18 protein-coding genes and 1 tRNA gene are annotated in these 18,410 nt (G+C 63.3%); 10 read left to right on the top strand and 9 right to left on the bottom strand.

All coding sequences use genetic code 11. From position 1 onward, the window contains the following. Window positions 1–50: 50 nt before the first annotated feature. The 3 genes from argJ to B7X30_RS11200 all read left to right on the top strand — a co-directional run bounded on the left by argJ (window position 51) and on the right by B7X30_RS11200 (window position 2,667). A complete protein-coding gene (gene argJ / locus B7X30_RS11210) occupies window positions 51–1,286 on the top strand; it encodes a bifunctional glutamate N-acetyltransferase/amino-acid acetyltransferase ArgJ (RefSeq protein WP_286730648.1) in 1,236 nt (411 codons plus the stop codon). A 101-nt stretch (window positions 1,287–1,387) separates the two neighbouring features. Then, window positions 1,388–2,257, top strand: a complete 870-nt coding sequence (locus tag B7X30_RS11205) for an ATP-binding protein (RefSeq protein ID WP_465020161.1) — start codon at window positions 1,388–1,390, stop codon at window positions 2,255–2,257. Beyond that, a complete protein-coding gene (locus tag B7X30_RS11200) occupies window positions 2,254–2,667 on the top strand; it encodes an NUDIX domain-containing protein (protein ID WP_286730646.1) in 414 nt (137 codons plus the stop codon). The genes B7X30_RS11205 and B7X30_RS11200 overlap by 4 nt, the downstream gene beginning before the upstream one ends. Window positions 2,668–2,716: 49 nt before the next feature. Here B7X30_RS11200 and B7X30_RS11195 read toward each other — a convergent pair whose 3' ends face one another. The 6 genes from B7X30_RS11195 to pilB form a co-directional block, all read right to left on the bottom strand. Then, window positions 2,717–2,935 (bottom strand): DNA gyrase inhibitor YacG, encoded by a 219-nt coding sequence (locus B7X30_RS11195; RefSeq protein ID WP_286730644.1) that lies wholly within the window; start codon window positions 2,933–2,935, stop codon window positions 2,717–2,719. Between the two features lie 6 nt (window positions 2,936–2,941). After that, window positions 2,942–3,655, bottom strand: a complete 714-nt coding sequence (zapD, locus tag B7X30_RS11190; protein ID WP_286730642.1) for a cell division protein ZapD — start codon at window positions 3,653–3,655, stop codon at window positions 2,942–2,944. Between the two features lie 115 nt (window positions 3,656–3,770). Continuing rightward, the gene (gene coaE, locus B7X30_RS11185; protein ID WP_286730640.1) at window positions 3,771–4,391 is read right to left on the bottom strand and encodes a dephospho-CoA kinase; all 621 of its coding nucleotides are present in this window, start codon (window positions 4,389–4,391) and stop codon (window positions 3,771–3,773) included. Then, window positions 4,388–5,257, bottom strand: a complete 870-nt coding sequence (locus B7X30_RS11180; protein WP_286730639.1) for a prepilin peptidase — start codon at window positions 5,255–5,257, stop codon at window positions 4,388–4,390. Before B7X30_RS11180 ends, coaE begins: the two co-directional genes overlap by 4 nt. Continuing rightward, the gene (locus tag B7X30_RS11175; RefSeq protein ID WP_013104550.1) at window positions 5,257–6,477 is read right to left on the bottom strand and encodes a type II secretion system F family protein; all 1,221 of its coding nucleotides are present in this window, start codon (window positions 6,475–6,477) and stop codon (window positions 5,257–5,259) included. The genes B7X30_RS11180 and B7X30_RS11175 overlap by 1 nt, the downstream gene beginning before the upstream one ends. 14 nt (window positions 6,478–6,491) lie before the next feature. Next, window positions 6,492–8,231 carry a type IV-A pilus assembly ATPase PilB gene (pilB, locus tag B7X30_RS11170; RefSeq protein WP_286730638.1) on the bottom strand — a complete coding sequence of 580 codons (1,740 nt, stop codon included), beginning with the start codon at window positions 8,229–8,231 and terminating at the stop codon, window positions 6,492–6,494. A gap of 402 nt (window positions 8,232–8,633) precedes the next feature. On the opposite strand from pilB, the gene B7X30_RS11165 reads away from it, so the two are divergent. From B7X30_RS11165 to rlmD, 7 genes are all read left to right on the top strand, one after another. Continuing rightward, window positions 8,634–8,726, top strand: a tRNA-Leu gene (locus tag B7X30_RS11165). A gap of 82 nt (window positions 8,727–8,808) precedes the next feature. Then, window positions 8,809–9,564 (top strand): 5'/3'-nucleotidase SurE, encoded by a 756-nt coding sequence (gene surE, locus B7X30_RS11160; protein ID WP_276729066.1) that lies wholly within the window; start codon window positions 8,809–8,811, stop codon window positions 9,562–9,564. Between the two features lie 233 nt (window positions 9,565–9,797). After that, entirely contained in the window at window positions 9,798–10,412 is a 615-nt protein-coding gene (locus B7X30_RS11155; protein WP_286730635.1) for a protein-L-isoaspartate(D-aspartate) O-methyltransferase, read from the top strand. Between the two features lie 29 nt (window positions 10,413–10,441). Further along, window positions 10,442–11,407: a peptidoglycan DD-metalloendopeptidase family protein gene (locus B7X30_RS11150; RefSeq protein ID WP_286730633.1), complete on the top strand. Its 966-nt coding sequence runs from the start codon at window positions 10,442–10,444 to the stop codon at window positions 11,405–11,407. Between the two features lie 8 nt (window positions 11,408–11,415). Beyond that, window positions 11,416–12,471: an RNA polymerase sigma factor RpoS gene (gene rpoS / locus B7X30_RS11145; protein ID WP_286730631.1), complete on the top strand. Its 1,056-nt coding sequence runs from the start codon at window positions 11,416–11,418 to the stop codon at window positions 12,469–12,471. A gap of 58 nt (window positions 12,472–12,529) precedes the next feature. Beyond that, window positions 12,530–13,339 (top strand): 3'-5' exonuclease, encoded by an 810-nt coding sequence (locus B7X30_RS11140; RefSeq protein ID WP_286730629.1) that lies wholly within the window; start codon window positions 12,530–12,532, stop codon window positions 13,337–13,339. Window positions 13,340–13,358: 19 nt separating this feature from the next. Further along, window positions 13,359–14,771, top strand: a complete 1,413-nt coding sequence (rlmD, locus tag B7X30_RS11135) for a 23S rRNA (uracil(1939)-C(5))-methyltransferase RlmD (protein ID WP_286730628.1) — start codon at window positions 13,359–13,361, stop codon at window positions 14,769–14,771. 63 nt (window positions 14,772–14,834) lie between these two features. Here the strand turns inward: rlmD and B7X30_RS11130 are convergent, their stop codons facing one another. From B7X30_RS11130 to lysS, 3 genes are all read right to left on the bottom strand, one after another. Continuing rightward, window positions 14,835–15,536: a Bax inhibitor-1/YccA family protein gene (locus B7X30_RS11130; RefSeq protein ID WP_013104558.1), complete on the bottom strand. Its 702-nt coding sequence runs from the start codon at window positions 15,534–15,536 to the stop codon at window positions 14,835–14,837. A 137-nt stretch (window positions 15,537–15,673) separates the two neighbouring features. Continuing rightward, window positions 15,674–16,618: a carbohydrate kinase family protein gene (locus B7X30_RS11125; protein ID WP_286730626.1), complete on the bottom strand. Its 945-nt coding sequence runs from the start codon at window positions 16,616–16,618 to the stop codon at window positions 15,674–15,676. 5 nt (window positions 16,619–16,623) lie between these two features. Continuing rightward, entirely contained in the window at window positions 16,624–18,144 is a 1,521-nt protein-coding gene (lysS, locus tag B7X30_RS11120; protein WP_286730624.1) for a lysine--tRNA ligase, read from the bottom strand. Window positions 18,145–18,410 lie beyond the last annotated feature (266 nt).

The following is an 18,410-nucleotide window of genomic DNA, read 5'->3' as shown; positions in this document are numbered from 1 at the left end:
GTCGGGCCTGCAGCCCATCCTGAATGGCATCACGTTGTGGAGAGTCTGTCATGGCGGTGAATCTTCAAGTCCCTGATCCAAGTCGCCTGCACGCCGTTGAGGGCGTTTTGCTGGGTGTCGCCGAGGCGCAGATCCGCAAGCCGGGGCGCAAGGATGTCACCGTGATTCAGATCGCACCCGGCGCCAGCGTGGCGGGAGTGTTCACCCAGAACCGGTTTTGCGCCGCGCCGGTGCAGGTGTGCCGCGAGCATCTGCAAAGCACGGGCGGGCAGGACGTGCGCGCCCTGGTCATCAACACCGGCTGCGCCAATGCCGGCACCGGCGCTCAGGGTCTGGCCGATGCGCGGCAGACCTGCGTGGAACTGGCGGGCCTGCTCGGCGTCCAGCCCGAGCAGGTGCTGCCGTTTTCCACCGGCGTGATTCTTGAGCCGCTACCCATGCAGCGCCTGATCGACGGTCTGCCTACCGCGATGGCCGCAGCGCGCAGCGAAGGTTGGCTCGATGCCGCTGCCGCGATCATGACCACCGACACCTTGCCCAAGGCGGCCAGCACGCAGGTGGCGATTGACGGCGTCACCGTGACGCTCACCGGCATCAGCAAAGGCGCGGGCATGATCCGCCCGAATATGGCGACCATGCTCGGCTTCATCGCCACGGATTGCGCGGTCGCGCCCGAAGTGCTGCAGCAGCTCACCCGCGCCGCGGCGGACGAGTCGTTCAACAGCATCACCATCGATGGCGATACCTCGACCAACGATTCCCTCGTCGTCGTCGCCACGGGCAAGACGGATCTGGCGAAAATCACCCGCGCGGACAGCCCACAGGCGCAGGCCTTGCAGGCCGCGCTCACCGCGCTGGCGCAGCAACTCGCCCAGGCCATCGTGCGCGACGGCGAAGGCGCCACCAAGTTCATCAGCGTGCGGGTCGAAGGCGCACGCAGCCGCGACGAGGCACGCCTGGTGGCCTATGCCGTGGCGCATTCGCCTTTGGTGAAAACCGCTTTCTTCGCCAGCGACCCGAATCTGGGCCGCATTCTGGCGGCAGTGGGCTACGCCGGGGTGACCGATCTCGACGTGGAGGGCGTCGATCTCTATCTCGACGACGTGCATGTCGCCACGCGCGGCGGCCGCCATCCCGCTTACCGCGAGGAGGAGGGCCAACGCGTGATGAAACAGGCCGAGATCACCGTGCGCATCGCCTTGGGCCGCGGCGCGGCGGCGGCGACGGTGTGGACCTGCGATCTGTCGCACGACTACGTGTCCATCAATGCCGATTACCGCTCCTGAAACCCATGCCGACCCAAACCGGAACCCGCAGCAAGACGGCCCGCACCCAAGCCCGCGTTGAAGTGGATGCTCCCCGTGCCGATGCGCCAGTTTCCATTGATCTGAGCGGCCAGCTTGCCGCGCTGTTTCAACGAGCCAACGGCCTGCTCGATCGGCTGGAAACGCTGCTGCCCACACCGTTGTCCGAGCCCGACTGGGCGGCGTCGGTCGCCTTTCGTTGGATCAGCAAGGGCGGGCGCAAGCAGCTGGTGCCCGTGCACAAGCTCTCGCCCATCACTTACGACGATCTGATCGGCATCGAAGATCAACGCCGCAAGGTCGAGCGCAATACCCGCCAGTTCGTGCAGGGCAAGCCGGCCAACAATGTGCTCATCACCGGCTCGCGCGGCACCGGCAAATCGTCCCTGGTCAAGGCCAGTCTCAACAAATTCGCGCGCCAAGGGTTGCGTCTCATCGAGGTGGACAAGGCCGATCTGGTCGATCTGCCCGAACTCACCGACCTGCTCGCAGATCGTCCCGAGCGTTTCATCGTGTTCAGCGACGATCTGTCGTTCGAGGAAGGCGAGCCGGGCTACAAGGCGCTCAAGTCGGTGCTCGATGGCTCGGTCAGCGCGACTGCCGACAACGTGCTGATCTACGCCACCTCCAACCGGCGGCATCTCATGCCCGAGTATCTGCAGGAGAACCTGAGCTACAAGCATCTCGAGAATGGCGAGATCCACCCCGGCGAAGTGGTGGAAGAAAAAATTTCCCTGTCCGAGCGCTTCGGGCTCTGGGTGAGTTTCTATCCCTACAGTCAAGACGACTATCTGCGCATCGCCGAGCATTGGTTGCTCGCGTTCGGCGTGGCCGACAAGCAGATGGACAAAGCCTTGCAGGAGTCGCTGGTCTGGGCGCTGGAACGTGGCTCCCGGTCTGGCCGCGTGGCTTGGCAGTTCGCCCGCGACTGGGCGGGGCGCGGCGGGAAGTGAATCCGTCCCCGGCTCAGCGCACGCCGGTTGCGGTGGCGGTCGGGCTGATGGTGCGCGCAGACGGCGCCTTTCTCATGGCTTCGCGCCCCGAGGGCAAGCCCTATGCGGGCTATTGGGAGTTTCCGGGCGGAAAGCTGGAAGTCGGCGAATCGTTGCAAGACGCGCTGGCCCGGGAGTTTGAAGAAGAACTGGGGGTGCGGGTGCGGCAGGCCCAGTTCTGGCGCAGCCTGCGCGTGGACTATCCCCATGCCCTGGTCGATCTGCAGTTTTGCCGCATCACCGCGTGGGACGGCGAACCGCAGGGCCGCGAAGGCCAGCAACTATCGTGGCAAACACTGCCCGTCACGCTCAGCCCGGTGCTGCCCGGCGCGTTGCCGGTGTTGGAGTGGCTGGCGCAGGAGCGGGGCTGAACGCTGCGCACGGCTCGGTGTGTGCTCCGTTGGGCGCTCAGTAGCGTGCTCAGTGGGGCTGGCCCCGGTTCTGAAGATTGCTGCATTCGAGTTCTTGTTCGAGCGCGTCTATATCAGCGGCGTCGGGTTTGGTCGGCACGCGATAGCTCTCGCTGGCCCAGGCGCCGAAATCAATCGACTTGCAACGCTCGCTGCAAAACGGGCGCCAGGGATGGGACGCGAGGTAGGAGAAGAATCTGAGTCCATGGCAAGTTTCAAGGCCAATCAAGGACGATCAAGGACAAAGAGTCATGTCGAAAGGCACTTCATCCGAGCTGGGCGTGATGCGCCAATCGGCGTCGGGCTGCATGAAGCGTACCGACACCATGAGCCGGTGGCCGGTGATTTCCGGGATCAAACCCAGAGCGCCGTCGATGCGAAGTCGCAGCAGTTGATAGGCCTTGCCAGCGAGTTGTTGCTGATAGGCGCCATTGACGGCCTGGATCTTGCGCGTACTGCCGGCGTCGCGCAGCAGACGCAGCAGCAGTTCGATGCTGCTGGCCAGCGGAGCGAAGGCCTGCAGCCATTGCGCCAGATTGCTTTGGCGTTGTTGCTGCGGCAAATGCTGCCAGGGAATGCCCGCCCGGCTGCGGATCGCCATGAGCCATTCGTTGTCCTGCAGGCTCTGGCCCACGCGGCCGTGCTGCTGACCGAGCGCCTGGTAGGCCTGATCGAGTTCGCCGAGCACGGCATCGAGCGCGGACTCGGCCACCGCCGGGTTGCCGCGATAGCCGATGAAGGTCTGCCGATGGCGTTCGAGTTCCTTGAGGATTTCAGACTTGAGATCCTGGCGGCTTGCGACATCCATGATCTCGAACAGGGTGACCAGCGCGAAATGGTGATGCTCCGGCAGGGCGCTTTGCTGCAACACATCGGCTCGGCGGAACAGGTGTTCCAGCCTGAGCAGGGTGCGCACGCGTTCGTGCAAGGGGTATTCGTACAGAATCACGGACCGATCCAGTGGGGTGCCGCAAGGGCTCAAGACCCTGTGCGAGAGATATTGGTTTTGTCGTCAGCGGGTGTTGCGGCGGCTGACCGCATTGTCCTGCAAGCCGCGACCGAACTCAATTTTTGTGCACAAGTTGCAAATACTGCGCATGCAGCAAGTCGACCTGACCGCTCAGGCTCTGCAGATCGCCGCTGTTGTCGAGCACATCGTCAGCCACCGCCAGACGCTGCGCCCGCGTGGCCTGTGCCGCAAGAATGGCGTTGATGGTGGCAACATCCAGCCCCGAGCGCGCTTGCACCCGCGCGACCTGCATCTCGACGGGGCAATCGACCACGCAAAGGCGGTCGATCTGCGGCCGCCAGCGCGCTAGATTTTCAACCAGCAGGGGCACGACGAAAACGATATAAGCGCCTTTCCGTTGAAAGGCGGCCTCGCGCATGGCCGCGCCGATGCGAGGGTGCAGGATGGATTCGAGCCGCGCGCGAGCTTGTGGGTCGCCAAACACCCGTTGGCGCATGGCGGCGCGGTCGAGCGCGCCGCTGGCATCGCAGATTTGCTCGCCGAAGGCCTCGATAAGCGCAGGCATGGCCGCGCCCCCGGCGGCGGTGAGCTGGTGGGCCAGCACGTCAGCGTCGACTATGGCGGCGCCGAGGGCGGCAAGCCGATCGGCCGCTGCCGACTTGCCCGAGCCGATGCCGCCCGTCAGGCCAATGCGCAGTCGGGGCGCCCGGTTCATGCCCCGGAGGCGGGAAGCAGTAGGGCCACCAGGGTGTTCGGCCCGATCAGCAGCAACAAAATGCCGGCGGCGGCGAGAAAGGGCCCGAAAGGAATCGGGCGGCCGCGCTCCGTCAGTTTGAGCAACTGCAAGGCGATGCCGATCACCGCGCCGCAAATGCTGGACAGCAAAATGATGGGCAGCAGCGCGGCAACGCCAAACCAGGCGCCGAGTGCAGCCAGCAGCTTGAAGTCGCCAAAGCCCATGCCCTCCTTGCCGGTCAACAGCTTGAAACCTTGGTAGACCGTCCAGAGCGCGAGGTAGCCGACAGCCGCACCCCACACCGCGCTGGAAAGCTGCTCCGGGTGCAGCCAGGCGTGCCACAGCAAACCGAGCCACAACAGAGGCAGGGTGATGCTGTCGGGCAGCAGCGTGGTGTCGAAATCGATCAAGGCCAGGGTGATCAGCGCCCAGAGCAGGACGATGTAGGCCAGACTGTCCCCGCTCGCACCCCAGCGCAAGACCACCGCCGCAGTCAGCAGTGCCGTGATGAGTTCGACCAGCGGATAGCGCGGCGAAATCGTCGTGTGACAACTCGAGCAACGCCCGCGGAGGAACAGATAGCTGAGCACCGGAATGTTCTCCCACCACAGGATCTGATGACCGCAAGACGGACAGCGCGAACGCGGTGCGATGAGATCGAAGCGCTCGGCAGCCTGGGTTTGAGCGTGCGGATGAAGCGTGGCGTGGGCATCGGCCTGCCACTGTCGCTCCATCATCACCGGCAGACGGTAGATGACCACATTCAGAAAGCTGCCCACCGCCAGACCGAACAGCCCGGCGGCCACGATCCAGAACGTCAGCGGCAGCGCGCCGAAATCGGGCATCAACCGACCACCTTGCCGAGGTTGAAAATCGGCAGGTACATCGCCACCACCAGCCCGCCGATGATCACGCCAAGGAACACGATGATGATCGGCTCCAGCAGGGCCGAGAGGTTTTTCACCAACTCGTCCACCTCGGCCTCATAGATGTCGGCCGCCTTGCTCAGCATCGAATCGAGCGAGCCCGACTCTTCACCGATGGAGGTGAGCTGAATGACCAGCGGCGGAAACACCCCCTGCGTCTGCATCGACGTCGTCAGGCTGGTGCCGGTGGAAACGTCTTGCTGGATTTTTTCCGTGGCGCGCAGATACACGATATTGCCAGCCGCGCCCCCGACGGCATCGAGCGCTTCGACCAGCGGCACTCCGGCGCCGAACATTGTGGCCAGGGTGCGAGTCCAGCGGGCCAGCGCGCCCAGACGCACCAGTTTGCCGAAGACCGGCACGCGCAGCAGCAGTCGGTCCATGGTCTCCTGCATCTTGATGGACTTTTTCCACGACTGCAGAAAGAAGTAGCCGCCCAGGAAAATGGTGCCGAACAGGATGTACCAGTAGTGCACGAAAAAGTTGGATATGGCCACCACCATCAGCGTGGGGGCGGGCAGGCTCGCGCCGAACTGCGAGAACACATCCGTGAACACGGGCACGACGAACAGCATGATGATGGACACCACCACGAAGGCCACGACCATCACCGCAATCGGGTAGGTGAGCGCGCTCTTGATCTTGCTGCGGATGGCCAGCGACTTTTCCTGATACGTGGCCAGGCGGTCGAGCACCAATTCGAGCATACCGGCCGTCTCGCCTGCTTCGACCAGGTTGCAATACAGCGCGTCGAAGTATTTGGGATGTTTGCGAAAGGCGTTGGACAAACTGGTGCCGGTTTCCACATCGCCGCGGATGTCCATGATCAGCCGAGCCATGTTGGGGTTGGGGTGGCCGCGACCCACGATATCGAATGATTGCAGCAGCGGCACGCCGGCCTTGATCATGGTCGACATCTGCCGGGTGAAGGTGGAAATGTCCTTGGCCTTGATCGCCTTGCCGCTGGTCAGGCGACGCTTCTTCACCTTGGTGACCAGAATGCCCTGGCGCCGCAGCGAAGCGGAGACGATGGCCTCGCTGCCCGCGCGTAACTCACCGCGCTGCAGCTTGCCTTGTCGGTCTTTCCCTTCCCACTCGAATAGCGCTTCCTTCGCCGTTCGCGCTGCCGCTGTAGCCATGGTGCTTCCCCCGTTTACTCGTTGGACACGGCGATGATTTCTTCCAGGGATGTGACCCCCTGTTTCACCTTGATCAGCCCGGACTCCCGCAGAGAACGCACGCCTTCCTTGCGTGCTTGCTGGGCGATGTCCATGGCTGTGCCGTGATTAAGGATGATGCGTTGTATTTCTTCAGTGATCGGCATGACCTGATAGATGCCGACACGCCCCTTGTAGCCGGTGCCGCCGCAAGCGTTACACTTTCCCGCCTTGTAGGGCTTCCAGCTGCCGTCCAGGTCTTCTTCGCGAAATCCGGCCTCCAGCAGCGTTTGTGCGGGCAGGTCGACTGGGGTCTTGCACTGGGTGCAAAGCTTGCGCGCCAGACGCTGCGCGGTGATGAGAATCACGCTGGACGCAATGTTGAACGCGGGAACACCCATATTCATCAGGCGGGTCAACGTGGTGGGGGCGTCATTGGTGTGCACCGTGGAGAGCACCAAGTGGCCGGTTTGCGCGGCCTTGATCGAAATGTCGGCGGTTTCCAGATCGCGGATCTCGCCCACCATGATGATGTCGGGATCCTGGCGCAGGAAGGCGCGCAGCGCATTGGCGAAGTTCAGCCCGGCCTTTTCGTTGACGTTGACCTGGTTGATGCCGGGCAAATTGATTTCAGCCGGATCTTCGGCAGTCGAAATATTCACTCCCGGCTGGTTCAGGATGTTCAGGCAGGAATAGAGCGACACGGTTTTGCCGCTGCCGGTCGGGCCTGTCACCAGAATCATGCCGTAGGGACGATGGATCGCGCGAAGCAGCTTTTCCCGTTCCTCCGGCTCGTAGCCCAGCGCGTCGATGCCCAGCTTGGCCGAGGAAGAGTCCAGAATCCGCATCACAATTTTTTCGCCGTACAGCGTGGGCAGTGTGCTTACCCGAAAATCGATCGATTTTTCCGGGCTGATGCGCAGCTTCATGCGCCCGTCCTGCGGCACGCGGCGCTCGGCGATGTCCAGCTTGGAAATGACCTTGATGCGCGAAGCGAGCTTTTCTTTGATCGAGGCCGGGGGTTGCGCGATTTCCCGTAGCTCGCCGTCCACGCGAAAGCGGATGCGATAAAAATGCTCGAAGGGCTCGAAATGCAGGTCGGAAGCGCGCATATTGATCGCGTCGATCAGCATTTTTTGCAGGAACCTGACCACCGGCGCGTCATCGACCTCAGCAGTCTGCTCCTTGGTGTCGGGTGCTTCGCTGCCGTCGCTGAGATCGCCCAGATCGAAATCTTCGCCAACCAGGGCGGAGATCTGCGAACTGGCCGATTGACCGGCCTGGTCGATGATGCGCGTGAGCTTGTCGTATTCGACGACGACCAGCTCGATCTGCGCCTGCGATTGAAACTTGATCTTGTCTTCCGCCTCGTGATCGGCTGGGTCGGCCGTTGCGACCACCAGACGGTTGCCGCGCTTGAGCAGAGGCAAAACCTTGTAGCTCTGAATGATTTTCGAGTCGATGGCGCCCGCCGCCAGGCGGGTCGGGTCATAGGCATCGAGGTCCAGCAGCGGCAATGAAAATGTTCTGCTGACCCAGTGCGCCAGATCGGGCGCATTCATCGACCCACTGCCGATCAGCGTGGCAATGAAGCTTGTACGCGTTTCCTGCCCACGCTGGTGGATCTGCTCGACCAGGGTCCGCGGCAGCAGTTCGGCCTGCACCAAGGCGTGCGCCAAGCCTGGCAAGGTCTTGGAAGGCGGCGAAGCGGATGCGGCGATCGAAGTGGCGGACATGATGCTGCAGAGAATAGGCCGCCCATAATGCGTGCGGTCGGGATGTTTTGTAAATCCTTCACGCTGCTCGCGGCATCGTGGTGGCGTGAAAAATCCACAGTTTAAAGGGGTAACGGCACGAATTTGAGGATCTTGAAGGGTGTGGGCCGCAGTGGAAACGAAAACAGCGGCCAATGTGAAACGATGGCGGTCGTCTGCGAATTTGCCCTGAGCTCCAGACCGGCTCAATGCCCAGGGCGGACTCAGTAGAATTGAATTCAAGCACCGCTGTTCGGTTTTGAGCGCGTGGTCCCGGTAAACCTCCAAACGCCGCGCAAAAAACTACGAAAACAGGTCAAGGCGCGGATTGCAGGGCGCTGTATTTCGCCTGCAAAGCCGTCGAGGCAGCGCGTGCTGCTGCTTGCCCGGATGGCGAAATTGGTAGACGCAGCGGACTTAAAATCCGCCGCTTTCCTGAAAAGGGGCGTGCGGGTTCGATTCCCGCTCCGGGCACCAACCAGCAATGACGACTTGAGTCGAAACCTTGTCGTTTTCAGGTCGGCATATTCTGGTCGCAATGACCCGATAAGATGCGGCCATGCGAATTCTTCTAGCCAACGATGATGGGTATCTGGCCCCCGGCCTTGCCGCGCTCTTTGATGGGTTGCGGGCGCACTGGGATGTGACGGTCATTGCGCCCGAACAAAACGCGAGTGCTGCGTCGAACGCGCTCACGCTGAATCGGCCTTTGTCGGTCTATACCGCCAGCAATGGTTTTCGGTATGTGAACGGCACGCCGTCGGACTGTGTGCACATCGCGCTGACAGGCTTGCTCGATTTCCGCCCGGATCTGGTGGTGAGCGGGGTGAACAACGGCGCCAATCTCGGCGACGACACGATTTATTCGGGCACAGTGGCCGCCGCGACCGAGGGTTATTTGTTCGGAATTCCCGCCTTGGCCATCTCACTGGTCGAGAAGGGCTGGGGGCATCTGGACACAGCGGTCGCTGTTGCGGTTGAGGTGGTGGCCAAGCTGATCGAAGACCTGCCGCAGCAAGCTCAATTGCTCAACCTGAACGTTCCAAACCGCCCTTTGAATGAGCTCGGCGGTGTGCGCGTGACCCGTCTGGGCAAGCGGCATCCGAGCCAGCCCGTGGTGGTACAGAAAAACCCTTATGGCGACACGATTTACTGGATCGGCGGCGCCGGTGCGGCGTTGGACCAGCAGGCGGGCACCGACTTCGATGCCATCGCTCAAGGGTTCGCCTCTCTCACGCCGCTGCAACTAGATTTGACGCACCATGCCCAGCTCCAGACCTGTGCTGCCCGTTTTGAAACGCGAGGCGGTGCGTGAGTGCGGGCAGCAAGTCGCCGCAGCGCTTTGTGCACTGGCCTGCGCGCCAAGCGCTTGATGCCGCGCTGAGCAAGACGCCCACAGCGCCACCCCCGCCGAGAGGGCAGTTGGGGGGCGCGCGAACTGTTGCGTTGCCCGTTCCACGTGAACCGCAAACGCGCGGAGCGTCGCAAGGCCCCTCGCGCTGCCTGCCGCGTCAGGCCGGACTTGACTCGGACGCGGTGCGTCGCGGCATGGTCGACAAATTGCGGCAATCGGGCCACTTTGACGAGCGGGTGCTGCAGGCCTTGCAGGATGTGCCACGCCATCATTTCGTCGATCCTGGGCTGGCCGCTCAAGCCTATCTCGACAACGCACTGCCCATCGGATTTGAACAAACCATCTCCAAGCCCTCGGTCGTGGCCCGCGGCCTAGATGCGGCGCTCAAGGCCCTGGCGCCGCGCGCCAATCTGGGCAAGGTGCTCGACATCGGCACCGGCTGTGGCTACGCCGCGGCCGTGACGGCCAGGGTGGCGGCAGACGTTTACAGCGTCGAGCGCATACGCGCGCTGCACGATCTGGCGCGCAACAATCTGCGCGCCTTGCGCGTGCCGAACCTGCGTTTGATTTTGGGCGACGGTATGCTGGGATGCCCGCAGGGCGCTCCGTTCGACGCGATTTTGTCGGGGGCGGCGGCGCTGACTTTGCCGCAGGTCTGGCTCGACCAGTTGGTGGTGGGCGGGGTGCTCATTGCGCCCATCGGCGACCCGCAGCAACTCTTGCTGTACCGCAAGCGCTCAGCCACTACATTCGACGTGCAGCCACTCGAAGGCGCCAAATTCGTCCCCTTAAAATCTGGTTTGACCTGAATCGACGTTGTTCATTGACATTGCCCACCATGCGGATCGCCCTGCTCGCCCTCACTCTTTCTGCCGCTGCCATGCTGGGCGCCTGTACCTCGGTGGCGCTGGCCCCCGTGCCGGTCGAGTCCAAGACCTTCCAGAAAGTGCCCCCGGTCTACGCGCCGCCCGCCACGGTGGCTGCGGCGCCTGCGGGCATCGCGACTGCCGCTTCGTCCTCTCTTGCGGGACAGCCGGGGTACTACACCGTGCAGCCCGGCGACACCTTGCGGCGCATCGCCCTGCAATACGGGACGACCTGGCAGGCCCTGGCGCAATGGAACAACCTGGACGACCCGAACGTGATCGAGGTCGGTCAGGTGCTGCGCGTTGCTCCGCCGCAAGGTGGGACGCAAGTCGCCGGGGCAACCGCGCCCGCTACTTCTGCCCCGTCGCTGCCAGCCGGGAGCACGGCGCAGAGCTTTGCCGTCACGCCACTGGCGCCTGCAGCCCCGGTCACGGCGCCGCCGCCCGCTCCAAATCCCGTGAAGCCCTCGGTGGCCGCTGCAGTGCCACCCGCACCTGTCACCCCCGCCAGCCCACCGCCCTCGGGGCCTGCGGTCATGGCCAGCAATCTGACCACAGCCACGCACGACGGCATCGTCTGGTCATGGCCAGCCAGCGGCAAGATCATTCAGGGCTTCAATGGCACGACGAGCAAAGGCATCGATATTGCGGGCAATCTGGGCGACCCGGTGTATGCCGCGGCGGCGGGTCGGGTGGTGTACGCGGGCTCGGAATTGCGCGGCTTCGGCAAGCTGATCATCATCAAGCACAACGACGATTACATCAGCGTGTACGCCCACAACAACGTCATGCTGGTGAAGGAAAACGAAACCGTGAAGCGCGGACAGAAGATCGCCGAGATGGGTTCGACCGACGCCCCACGCGTTGAACTTCACTTCGAGATCAGACTGCGCGGCAAGTCCATCGATCCCATTGGGCTCTTGCCCAAACAGCCCTGACCGCTCGCATGCCGCGCCGCCCCAAACCGGTCTCCGACTCGCCTTCTGAACAAGGGGTGTCTGTCCCAGCGGCAGGCGATCCGTCGGCCAGATCCGCCCCACAGAACGGCGCAGAATCCTGGGAAATGATCGCGCAGAAGAGCCCTGCTGCGCCGGATGCGCAGCCTGCTCCCGCGCCGACAGGCTTACCCTGTCCACCGGCGTCCATCGGCGCCATTGACGATGAATCGGGCGTAAGTGCCCTGCAGGCCTATCTCAACCACATCCGCGCCAAACCCCTTTTCACCCCGGAGCAGGAATTTGAGACGGCGACCCGCGCCAAGGCGGGCGATTTCGAGGCGCGTCAGGCGATGGTGGAGCACAACCTGCGACTGGTTGTGAGCATCGCCAAAGCCTATGTCGGCCGTGGCGCCGCACTGGGCGACTTGATCGAAGAGGGCAACCTCGGCCTGATTCACGCCATCGAGAAATTCGAGCCCGAACGCGGGTTTCGTTTCTCCACCTATGCAAGCTGGTGGATCCGCCAAAGCATCGAACGCGCGCTGATGCAACAGGTGCGCACCATCCGCCTGCCGGTGCATGTCATTCGCGAACTCAACCAGGTGCTGCGGGCGCGCAAGCATCTGGAACAGGCGGCCGACTATCGCGGCCAGACCTCCGACGAAGACGTGGCCGCGCTTCTGGGGCGCAGTACGGAAGAGGTGGCGGACTTGCTCGCCCTGGCCGAGCAGCCGACTTCTCTAGACGCTCTGCGCGAAACGCAGAGCGGCGAGAGTTACGCCGATCAGTTCGCCGACCAGAACGCGCTCAGCATGGAAGAGCAGACGCAGACCCGCGAAGTCGAGGCCCTGGTCGATTCCTGGGTAGGGGAGTTGGCCGAGCGTGAGCGCGAAGTGATCGAAGCCCGTTTTGGGCTGCACGGACGCGAGTTGGAAACCTTGGAGTCGCTGGCGCAACGCCTCGGCCTCACGCGTGAGCGCGTGCGCCAGATTCAGCAAGAGTCCTTGCTCAAACTCAAGGGACGACTGGCGCGCAACGGGGTCGACCGAGGTTCGCTGCTTTAAGGCTGGCGAAACTGGCTTGCTCTGGCTGGTTCTGCCTTGTTGATGTTTGCTTCCCGCCATGATTCGCACGCCCATCGTCACCTTTGATATTGAAACCATCCCCGACCCTGCCGCGCTGCGCGCTGCGGGTCTGGCCGACCCCGAGCTTGACGAAGCAGCCGCCGTGCTTCAGGCGCAGGCCCGCCGTCTGGAAAAGACCGGGAGCGATTTTCTCCCGGTGCATTGTCAGCGCGTGCTGGTCATCTCGTGCACCTTTCGCAATCACGAGGGGCTGAAAATCCACTCCTTCGTCGATCAAGGTGGGCAGGAAGGGCAGGTGGTGCAGAGCTTTTTCCGCGTCATCGAGAAACACGCGCCTCAGCTCGTTTCCTGGAACGGGGGCGGTTTTGACTTGCCCGTGCTGCACTACCGTGGCCTGGTGCACGGGGTGATGGCGCCGAAATACTGGGATATGGGAGAAGATGACCGCGAGATGAAGTGGAATAACTACATCTCCCGCTACCACACCCGGCATCTCGATCTGATGGACCTGCTGGCGCTCTACCAGCCGCGCGCCAATGCGCCGATGGACGTTCTGGCCAAGCTGTGCGGCTTTCCCGGCAAGCTGGGCATGGACGGCAGCAAGGTTTTTGATGCCTGGCTTGCCGGGCAGACCGACGACATCCGCCGCTATTGCGAGACCGATGTCATGAACACCTATCTGTTGTATTGCCGCTTCCAGCTCATGCGCGGGGCCTTGTCCGCGAGCGAATACGCCGACGAAATCGACCTGGTGCGACACACCCTGGGCACCCTCGCGGCGCAGGAATCGCACTGGCAGGAATATCTTGCCGCCTGGCCGGAGCAAGCCGCCGCGCGGGAAGGCTAGGGTCTGTTCCAATAGACGGATGGAACAACGATTGGAATGGCTGCAGATCGACAGCCTGGATCTTGAGGCCCGCGGGGTCGGGCGCAGCGAAAACGGCAAAGTGGTGTTCGTCGCCAATGCCTTGCCCGGAGAACGGGTGCAGGCGCGCATTCACCGCAGCAAGCGCAACTGGGAGTCTGGCGAGGCCGTGGCCTGGGCCAGCACGGCGAGCAGCCGGGTGACGCCGCGATGCCCCCATTTTGGCGTTTGCGGCGGCTGCAGCATGCAGCATGTCGATCCGGCTGCGCAATTGGCGTTCAAGCAGCGCATTCTCGAAGATGACTTCTGGCATTTGAGCCGCCTGAAGCCGCAACTCCTTCTGCGGCCCATCGCCGGGCCCAACTGGGGCTATCGCACCCGCGCGCGGCTGACCGTTCGCCTGGTGGTGAAAAAGGGCGGGGTGTTGGTCGGTTTTCACGAAAAAGGCTCCAGCTACGTTGCGGATATGCGCAGTTGCGCAGTTTTGCCGAGGGCAGTGTCCGATCTGTTGCTGCCCTTGCGCGAGTTGATCGCGGGTCTGTCCCGACCTGAGCGCGCGCCGCAGATCGAACTGGCGATGGGCGATCGGGTAACCGTTCTGGTGTTGCGCCACCTCGAACCCTTGGCCGACGCCGATCGGCAACGCCTGCGCGACTTTGGACAACAGCATGGCGTGCAGTGGTGGCTTCAGCCCAAAGGGCCTGATTCGGTCGCGCCGCTAGACCCCGACGCCGAACCCCTGAGCTATGCCTTGCCCGAGTTCGACATCGTCATGCCGTTTCGCCCGACCGATTTCACCCAGGTGAATCCGCAGATCAACCGCGTGATGGTGGCGCGGGCCTTGCGCCTGCTGGGCGCCCGGCGTACTGACCGGGTGATCGACTGGTTTTGCGGTCTGGGCAATTTCACCCTGCCCATCGCCACGCAGGCGCGGCAGGTGCTGGGCGTGGAGGGCAGCGCCACGTTGGTGGCGCGGGCGCTGGACAACGCTTTGCACAACGATCTGCAAGACAAGGTCGTGTTCACCGCCCGCAATCTGTTCGAGATGAACGCGGACGATCTCAGAGCCTACGGCGAGGCCGACCTGTGGTTGGTGGACCCGCCGCGCGATGGCGCGCTGGCACTGTGCAAGGCGCTGGCCGAGGCGGTGAACGGGCCGCTGGGAACGCCGGGCGAGGAGGAGACGCGGGCCGCAGGGGAAGCAAGCGCGATGCCCAAGCCGGTCGCACCCCCGGTCGCGCCATTCAAACCGCCGCGCCGCATTGTTTATGTGTCCTGCAATCCGGCAACCTTGGCGCGTGATGCCGGCCTGCTGGTGCATCAGGCGGGTTACACCTTACGTGCCGCAGGGGTGATGAATATGTTTCCTCACACGGCCCATGTGGAATCGATGGCGGTGTTCGAACGCGATTGAGCCCATCGTTGCCCACGAAAAACGCCCGCAATTGCGGGCGTTTTTCATGGGACTGTTTCGCGCTTACCGGCGCCCGCCACCACTGAAAAAGCTCAGGATGGACAGCAGGTTGACGAACACGTTGTAGATGTCGAGGTAGATCGCCAGCGTGGCGGTGATGTAGTTGGTTTCACCGCCGTTGATCACCCGCTGCACGTCGATCAGCATGAAGGCCGAGAAAATCACAATGGCCACGACCGAGAAGGTCAGCATCAGCGCAGGCAGTTGTAGCCAGATATTGGCGATGCCCGCGAGGATGAGCAGGATCACGCCGACGAACAGCATTTTCGACAGGCCGGACAAATCACGCTTGACCACATTCGCCAGCGTGGCCATGGCGCCGAAAATCACTGCCGTACCGCCGAAGGCCAGCATGATGAGCTGCGGCCCGTTGCTCATGCCCAGCACGAAGCCGAGCATTTGCGACAGCATGACGCCCATGAAGAAGGTGAACAGCAGCAGCAGCCCCACCCCGGCGCTGGAATTTTTGGTGCGCTCAATGGCGAACATCAGGCCGAAGGCGCCGACCAGAAAGACGATCATGGTCATGCCGGGGCTTTGCGCCATGGCCAGATTCAGCCCCGTGGCCATGCCGACCCACGCGCCGATCACGGTGGGAATGAGAGAGAGGGCCAGCAGCGAATACGTCTGCCGCAGTACCTTGTTGCGCACAGTCGCAGCGCCGCCGGGTTGGGCGTAGATGGTGTAATCGCGTTGTTCATTCATGGCAAAACTCCGTTCCTGGAAGTGGACGCTGACAGTCAGACTAACACAGGCTAAATACGTTCCACGGCTCGAATTTCAATCCCGCGCGCATGAATTTGCAAGCCTTGAGAGCGCGGGTTAAGCCCGGGTTCAGGCCGTTAGGCCGCTTGCGGGGCGCTGCCATAGACGGTTTGCAGGCGTTCGAGCGCGCCCTGCAGGGTGATGTGGTGATTTTGCGGGCCGTGCACGGCGATTTTTTCCGCGCCGAGCACATTGCCCAGGCGGGTGCTGTCGGCCAAGGTCCAGCCTTTGGACAGCCCGAACAATAAACCGGCGCGGAAGGCGTCGCCGCAACCGGTCGGGTCGAGCACCTGGCTGGCGGGGACGCCGGGAATGTCGGTGGCGCCGCCGCCTTCGCTCCAGATGCGGCAACCGTGTTCGCCCCGGGTGACGATCACCCCGCGCACTTGGGAGGCGATGTGCTCCAAGCTCCAGCCGGTGCGCTCCACCAGCAGTTCGGCCTCGTAGTCGTTCACCGCAACCCAACTGGCTTTGGCGATGAAATCGCGCAGATCGGCGCCGTCGAACAGCGGCATGCCCTGACCCGGATCGAAGACGAACGGAATGCCGGCACGAGCAAGCTGCGCCGCATGGTCGATCATGGCCGAGCGGCCGTCTGGCGCGATGATGGCGAGATCGACCCCGGCGTCCAGTGGCACGGGCAGCTCGTGCGCCCGGCCCATGGCGCCGGGGTGGAAGGAGGTGATCTGGTTGTTGTCGCGGTCGGTGATGATGTGCGCCTGCGCGGTAAAACTGTCGGCCAGTTGCCCGACGTAAGTGCGAGCAATGTGTAGCGCATCGAGGCGGTCGAGATAGCTCTGGCCGTCCGCGCCCAGGGCGCCGAGGATGAGCGGCTCGCCCCCCAGCAGCGCCAGGCTGTAGGCGATATTGCCCGCGCACCCGCCAAACTCGCGCCGCATGGTGGGCACCAGAAAGCTGATGTTCAGAATATGCACTTTGTCGGGCAGGATGTGCTCGGCAAAGCGGCCGTCGAAGGTGGTGATGGTGTCGAAAGCGAGCGAACCGCAGATGAGGGTGGACATGAGGTTCAGCCTTCGAAGCGCAGGGCAGGGAAGAGAATGACGTCGCGGATGCTGGGCGCGTCGGTGAGCAGCATGACCAGCCGGTCGATGCCGATGCCGCAGCCGCCTGCGGGCGGCATGCCGTATTCCAGTGCCCGTACATAATCGGCGTCGAAATACATGGCTTCGTCGTCGCCGGCTTCCTTGGCCTGCACTTGCGACTGAAAGCGGGCGGCCTGGTCTTCGGGGTCGTTCAGCTCGGAGAAACCGTTGGCGATTTCGCGGCCGGTGATGAATAGCTCGAAGCGCTCGGTCGTATTCGCATCGGCATCGGAGGCGCGGGCCAGGGGCGACACTTCCACCGGATAGTCGACGATGAAGGTCGGCTCCCACAGCAGATGCTCGGCGACTTCTTCAAACAGCGCGAGTTGCAAAGCGCCCAGCCCCATGCCCTTGAGTTTGTGCGGCGCATGATCGGCATCGAGGCGGCGCAACTCGCCGCGCAAAAAGCCGTCATCGGCCAGTTGCGCGTCGGTGTAGTCGGGGGCGTGCTTCTGGATGGCCTGCGTCAAGGTCAGCCGCGCAAACGGCGCGCTCAAGTCCAGCGTCCGCCCCTGGTGGGTGAGCACCGCGGTACCGCAGGTGAGTTGCGCGGTGTTGCGAATCAGCGCCTCGGTGAAATCCATCTGGTCGCGGTAGGTCCACCAGGCGGCGTAAAACTCCATCATGGTGAACTCGGGGTTGTGCCGCGGGCTCAGGCCTTCGTTGCGGAAGTTGCGGTTGATCTCGAACACCCGCTCGAAGCCCCCCACCAGCAGGCGCTTGAGGTAAAGCTCGGGCGCGATGCGCAGATACATCTGCTGATCGAGCGCGTTGTGATGCGTGGTGAACGGCTTGGCCGCAGCGCCTCCGGGAATGGGGTGCAGCATGGGCGTTTCCACCTCCATGAAGCCCGCTGCCAGCATTTCGTTGCGCAGCGCCGCGATGGCCTTGCTGCGCAGCGCGAAGCGTTCGCGCGATTCCGGTGTGGCGATGAGATCGACATAACGCTGGCGGTAGCGCGTTTCCACGTCTTCGAGGCCGTGAAACTTGTCGGGCAGGGGGCGCAGCGACTTGACCAGCAATCGCACCTGCTCGGCCCGAATGGTGAGCTCGCCGGTGCGCGTTTTGAACAGCACGCCTTCGCAACCGATCCAGTCGCCCAGGTCGTAGTGTTTGAAGACCGCATGGGCCTCTTCACCAGTGACATCGTTGGAAACGTGGATCTGAATGCGCCCCGTACCGTCCTGCAAAGTGGCAAAACTGGCCTTGCCCATCACCCGCTTGAGCATCATGCGGCCCGCCACGCGCACCCGCACGCCAGCCGCTTCGAGCGCGTCGGGCTCGTCGCCAGCGTGCTGCGCCTGCAGGCTGGCTGCCTGGTGCGTGGGCTTGAAATCATTCGGAAACGCCGGGCCGACCTCGCGCAACGCGGCGAGTTTGGCGCGGCGCTCCGCGATGAGGTGGCTGTCGTCAGCGGCGGGCGGATGGGGGGCGTCAGTATTCATGCGGGATGGAGGGACGGTTTCTCGGAAATGTCCACGATGTCAAGCGGTGCGGGGTGGTGGGGCGGCTTGCGCGCGGCTCACGCGCCAAACCGACCGATTTTAGCCGCCCCTCACGCCTGAGCATTCCCCAGCCACAACCCCAGCCAGAACAAGCCGATCAGGCCGAATTGAGCGGCGAGATTGACCACGCCAAAAGTCCACTGCGCCCCGGCGAATCCGGCGACGATCTTGCTCACTGCGTTGGTCGCCAGGGCAAGGCCGATGGC

Source organism: Thiomonas sp. 13-64-67 (assembly GCF_002282795.1).
Taxonomy (GTDB): domain Bacteria; phylum Pseudomonadota; class Gammaproteobacteria; order Burkholderiales; family Burkholderiaceae_C; genus Thiomonas; species Thiomonas arsenitoxydans.
Note: the sequence above shows the minus strand (reverse complement) of the source record. Positions and strands in the feature narration are given on the sequence as shown.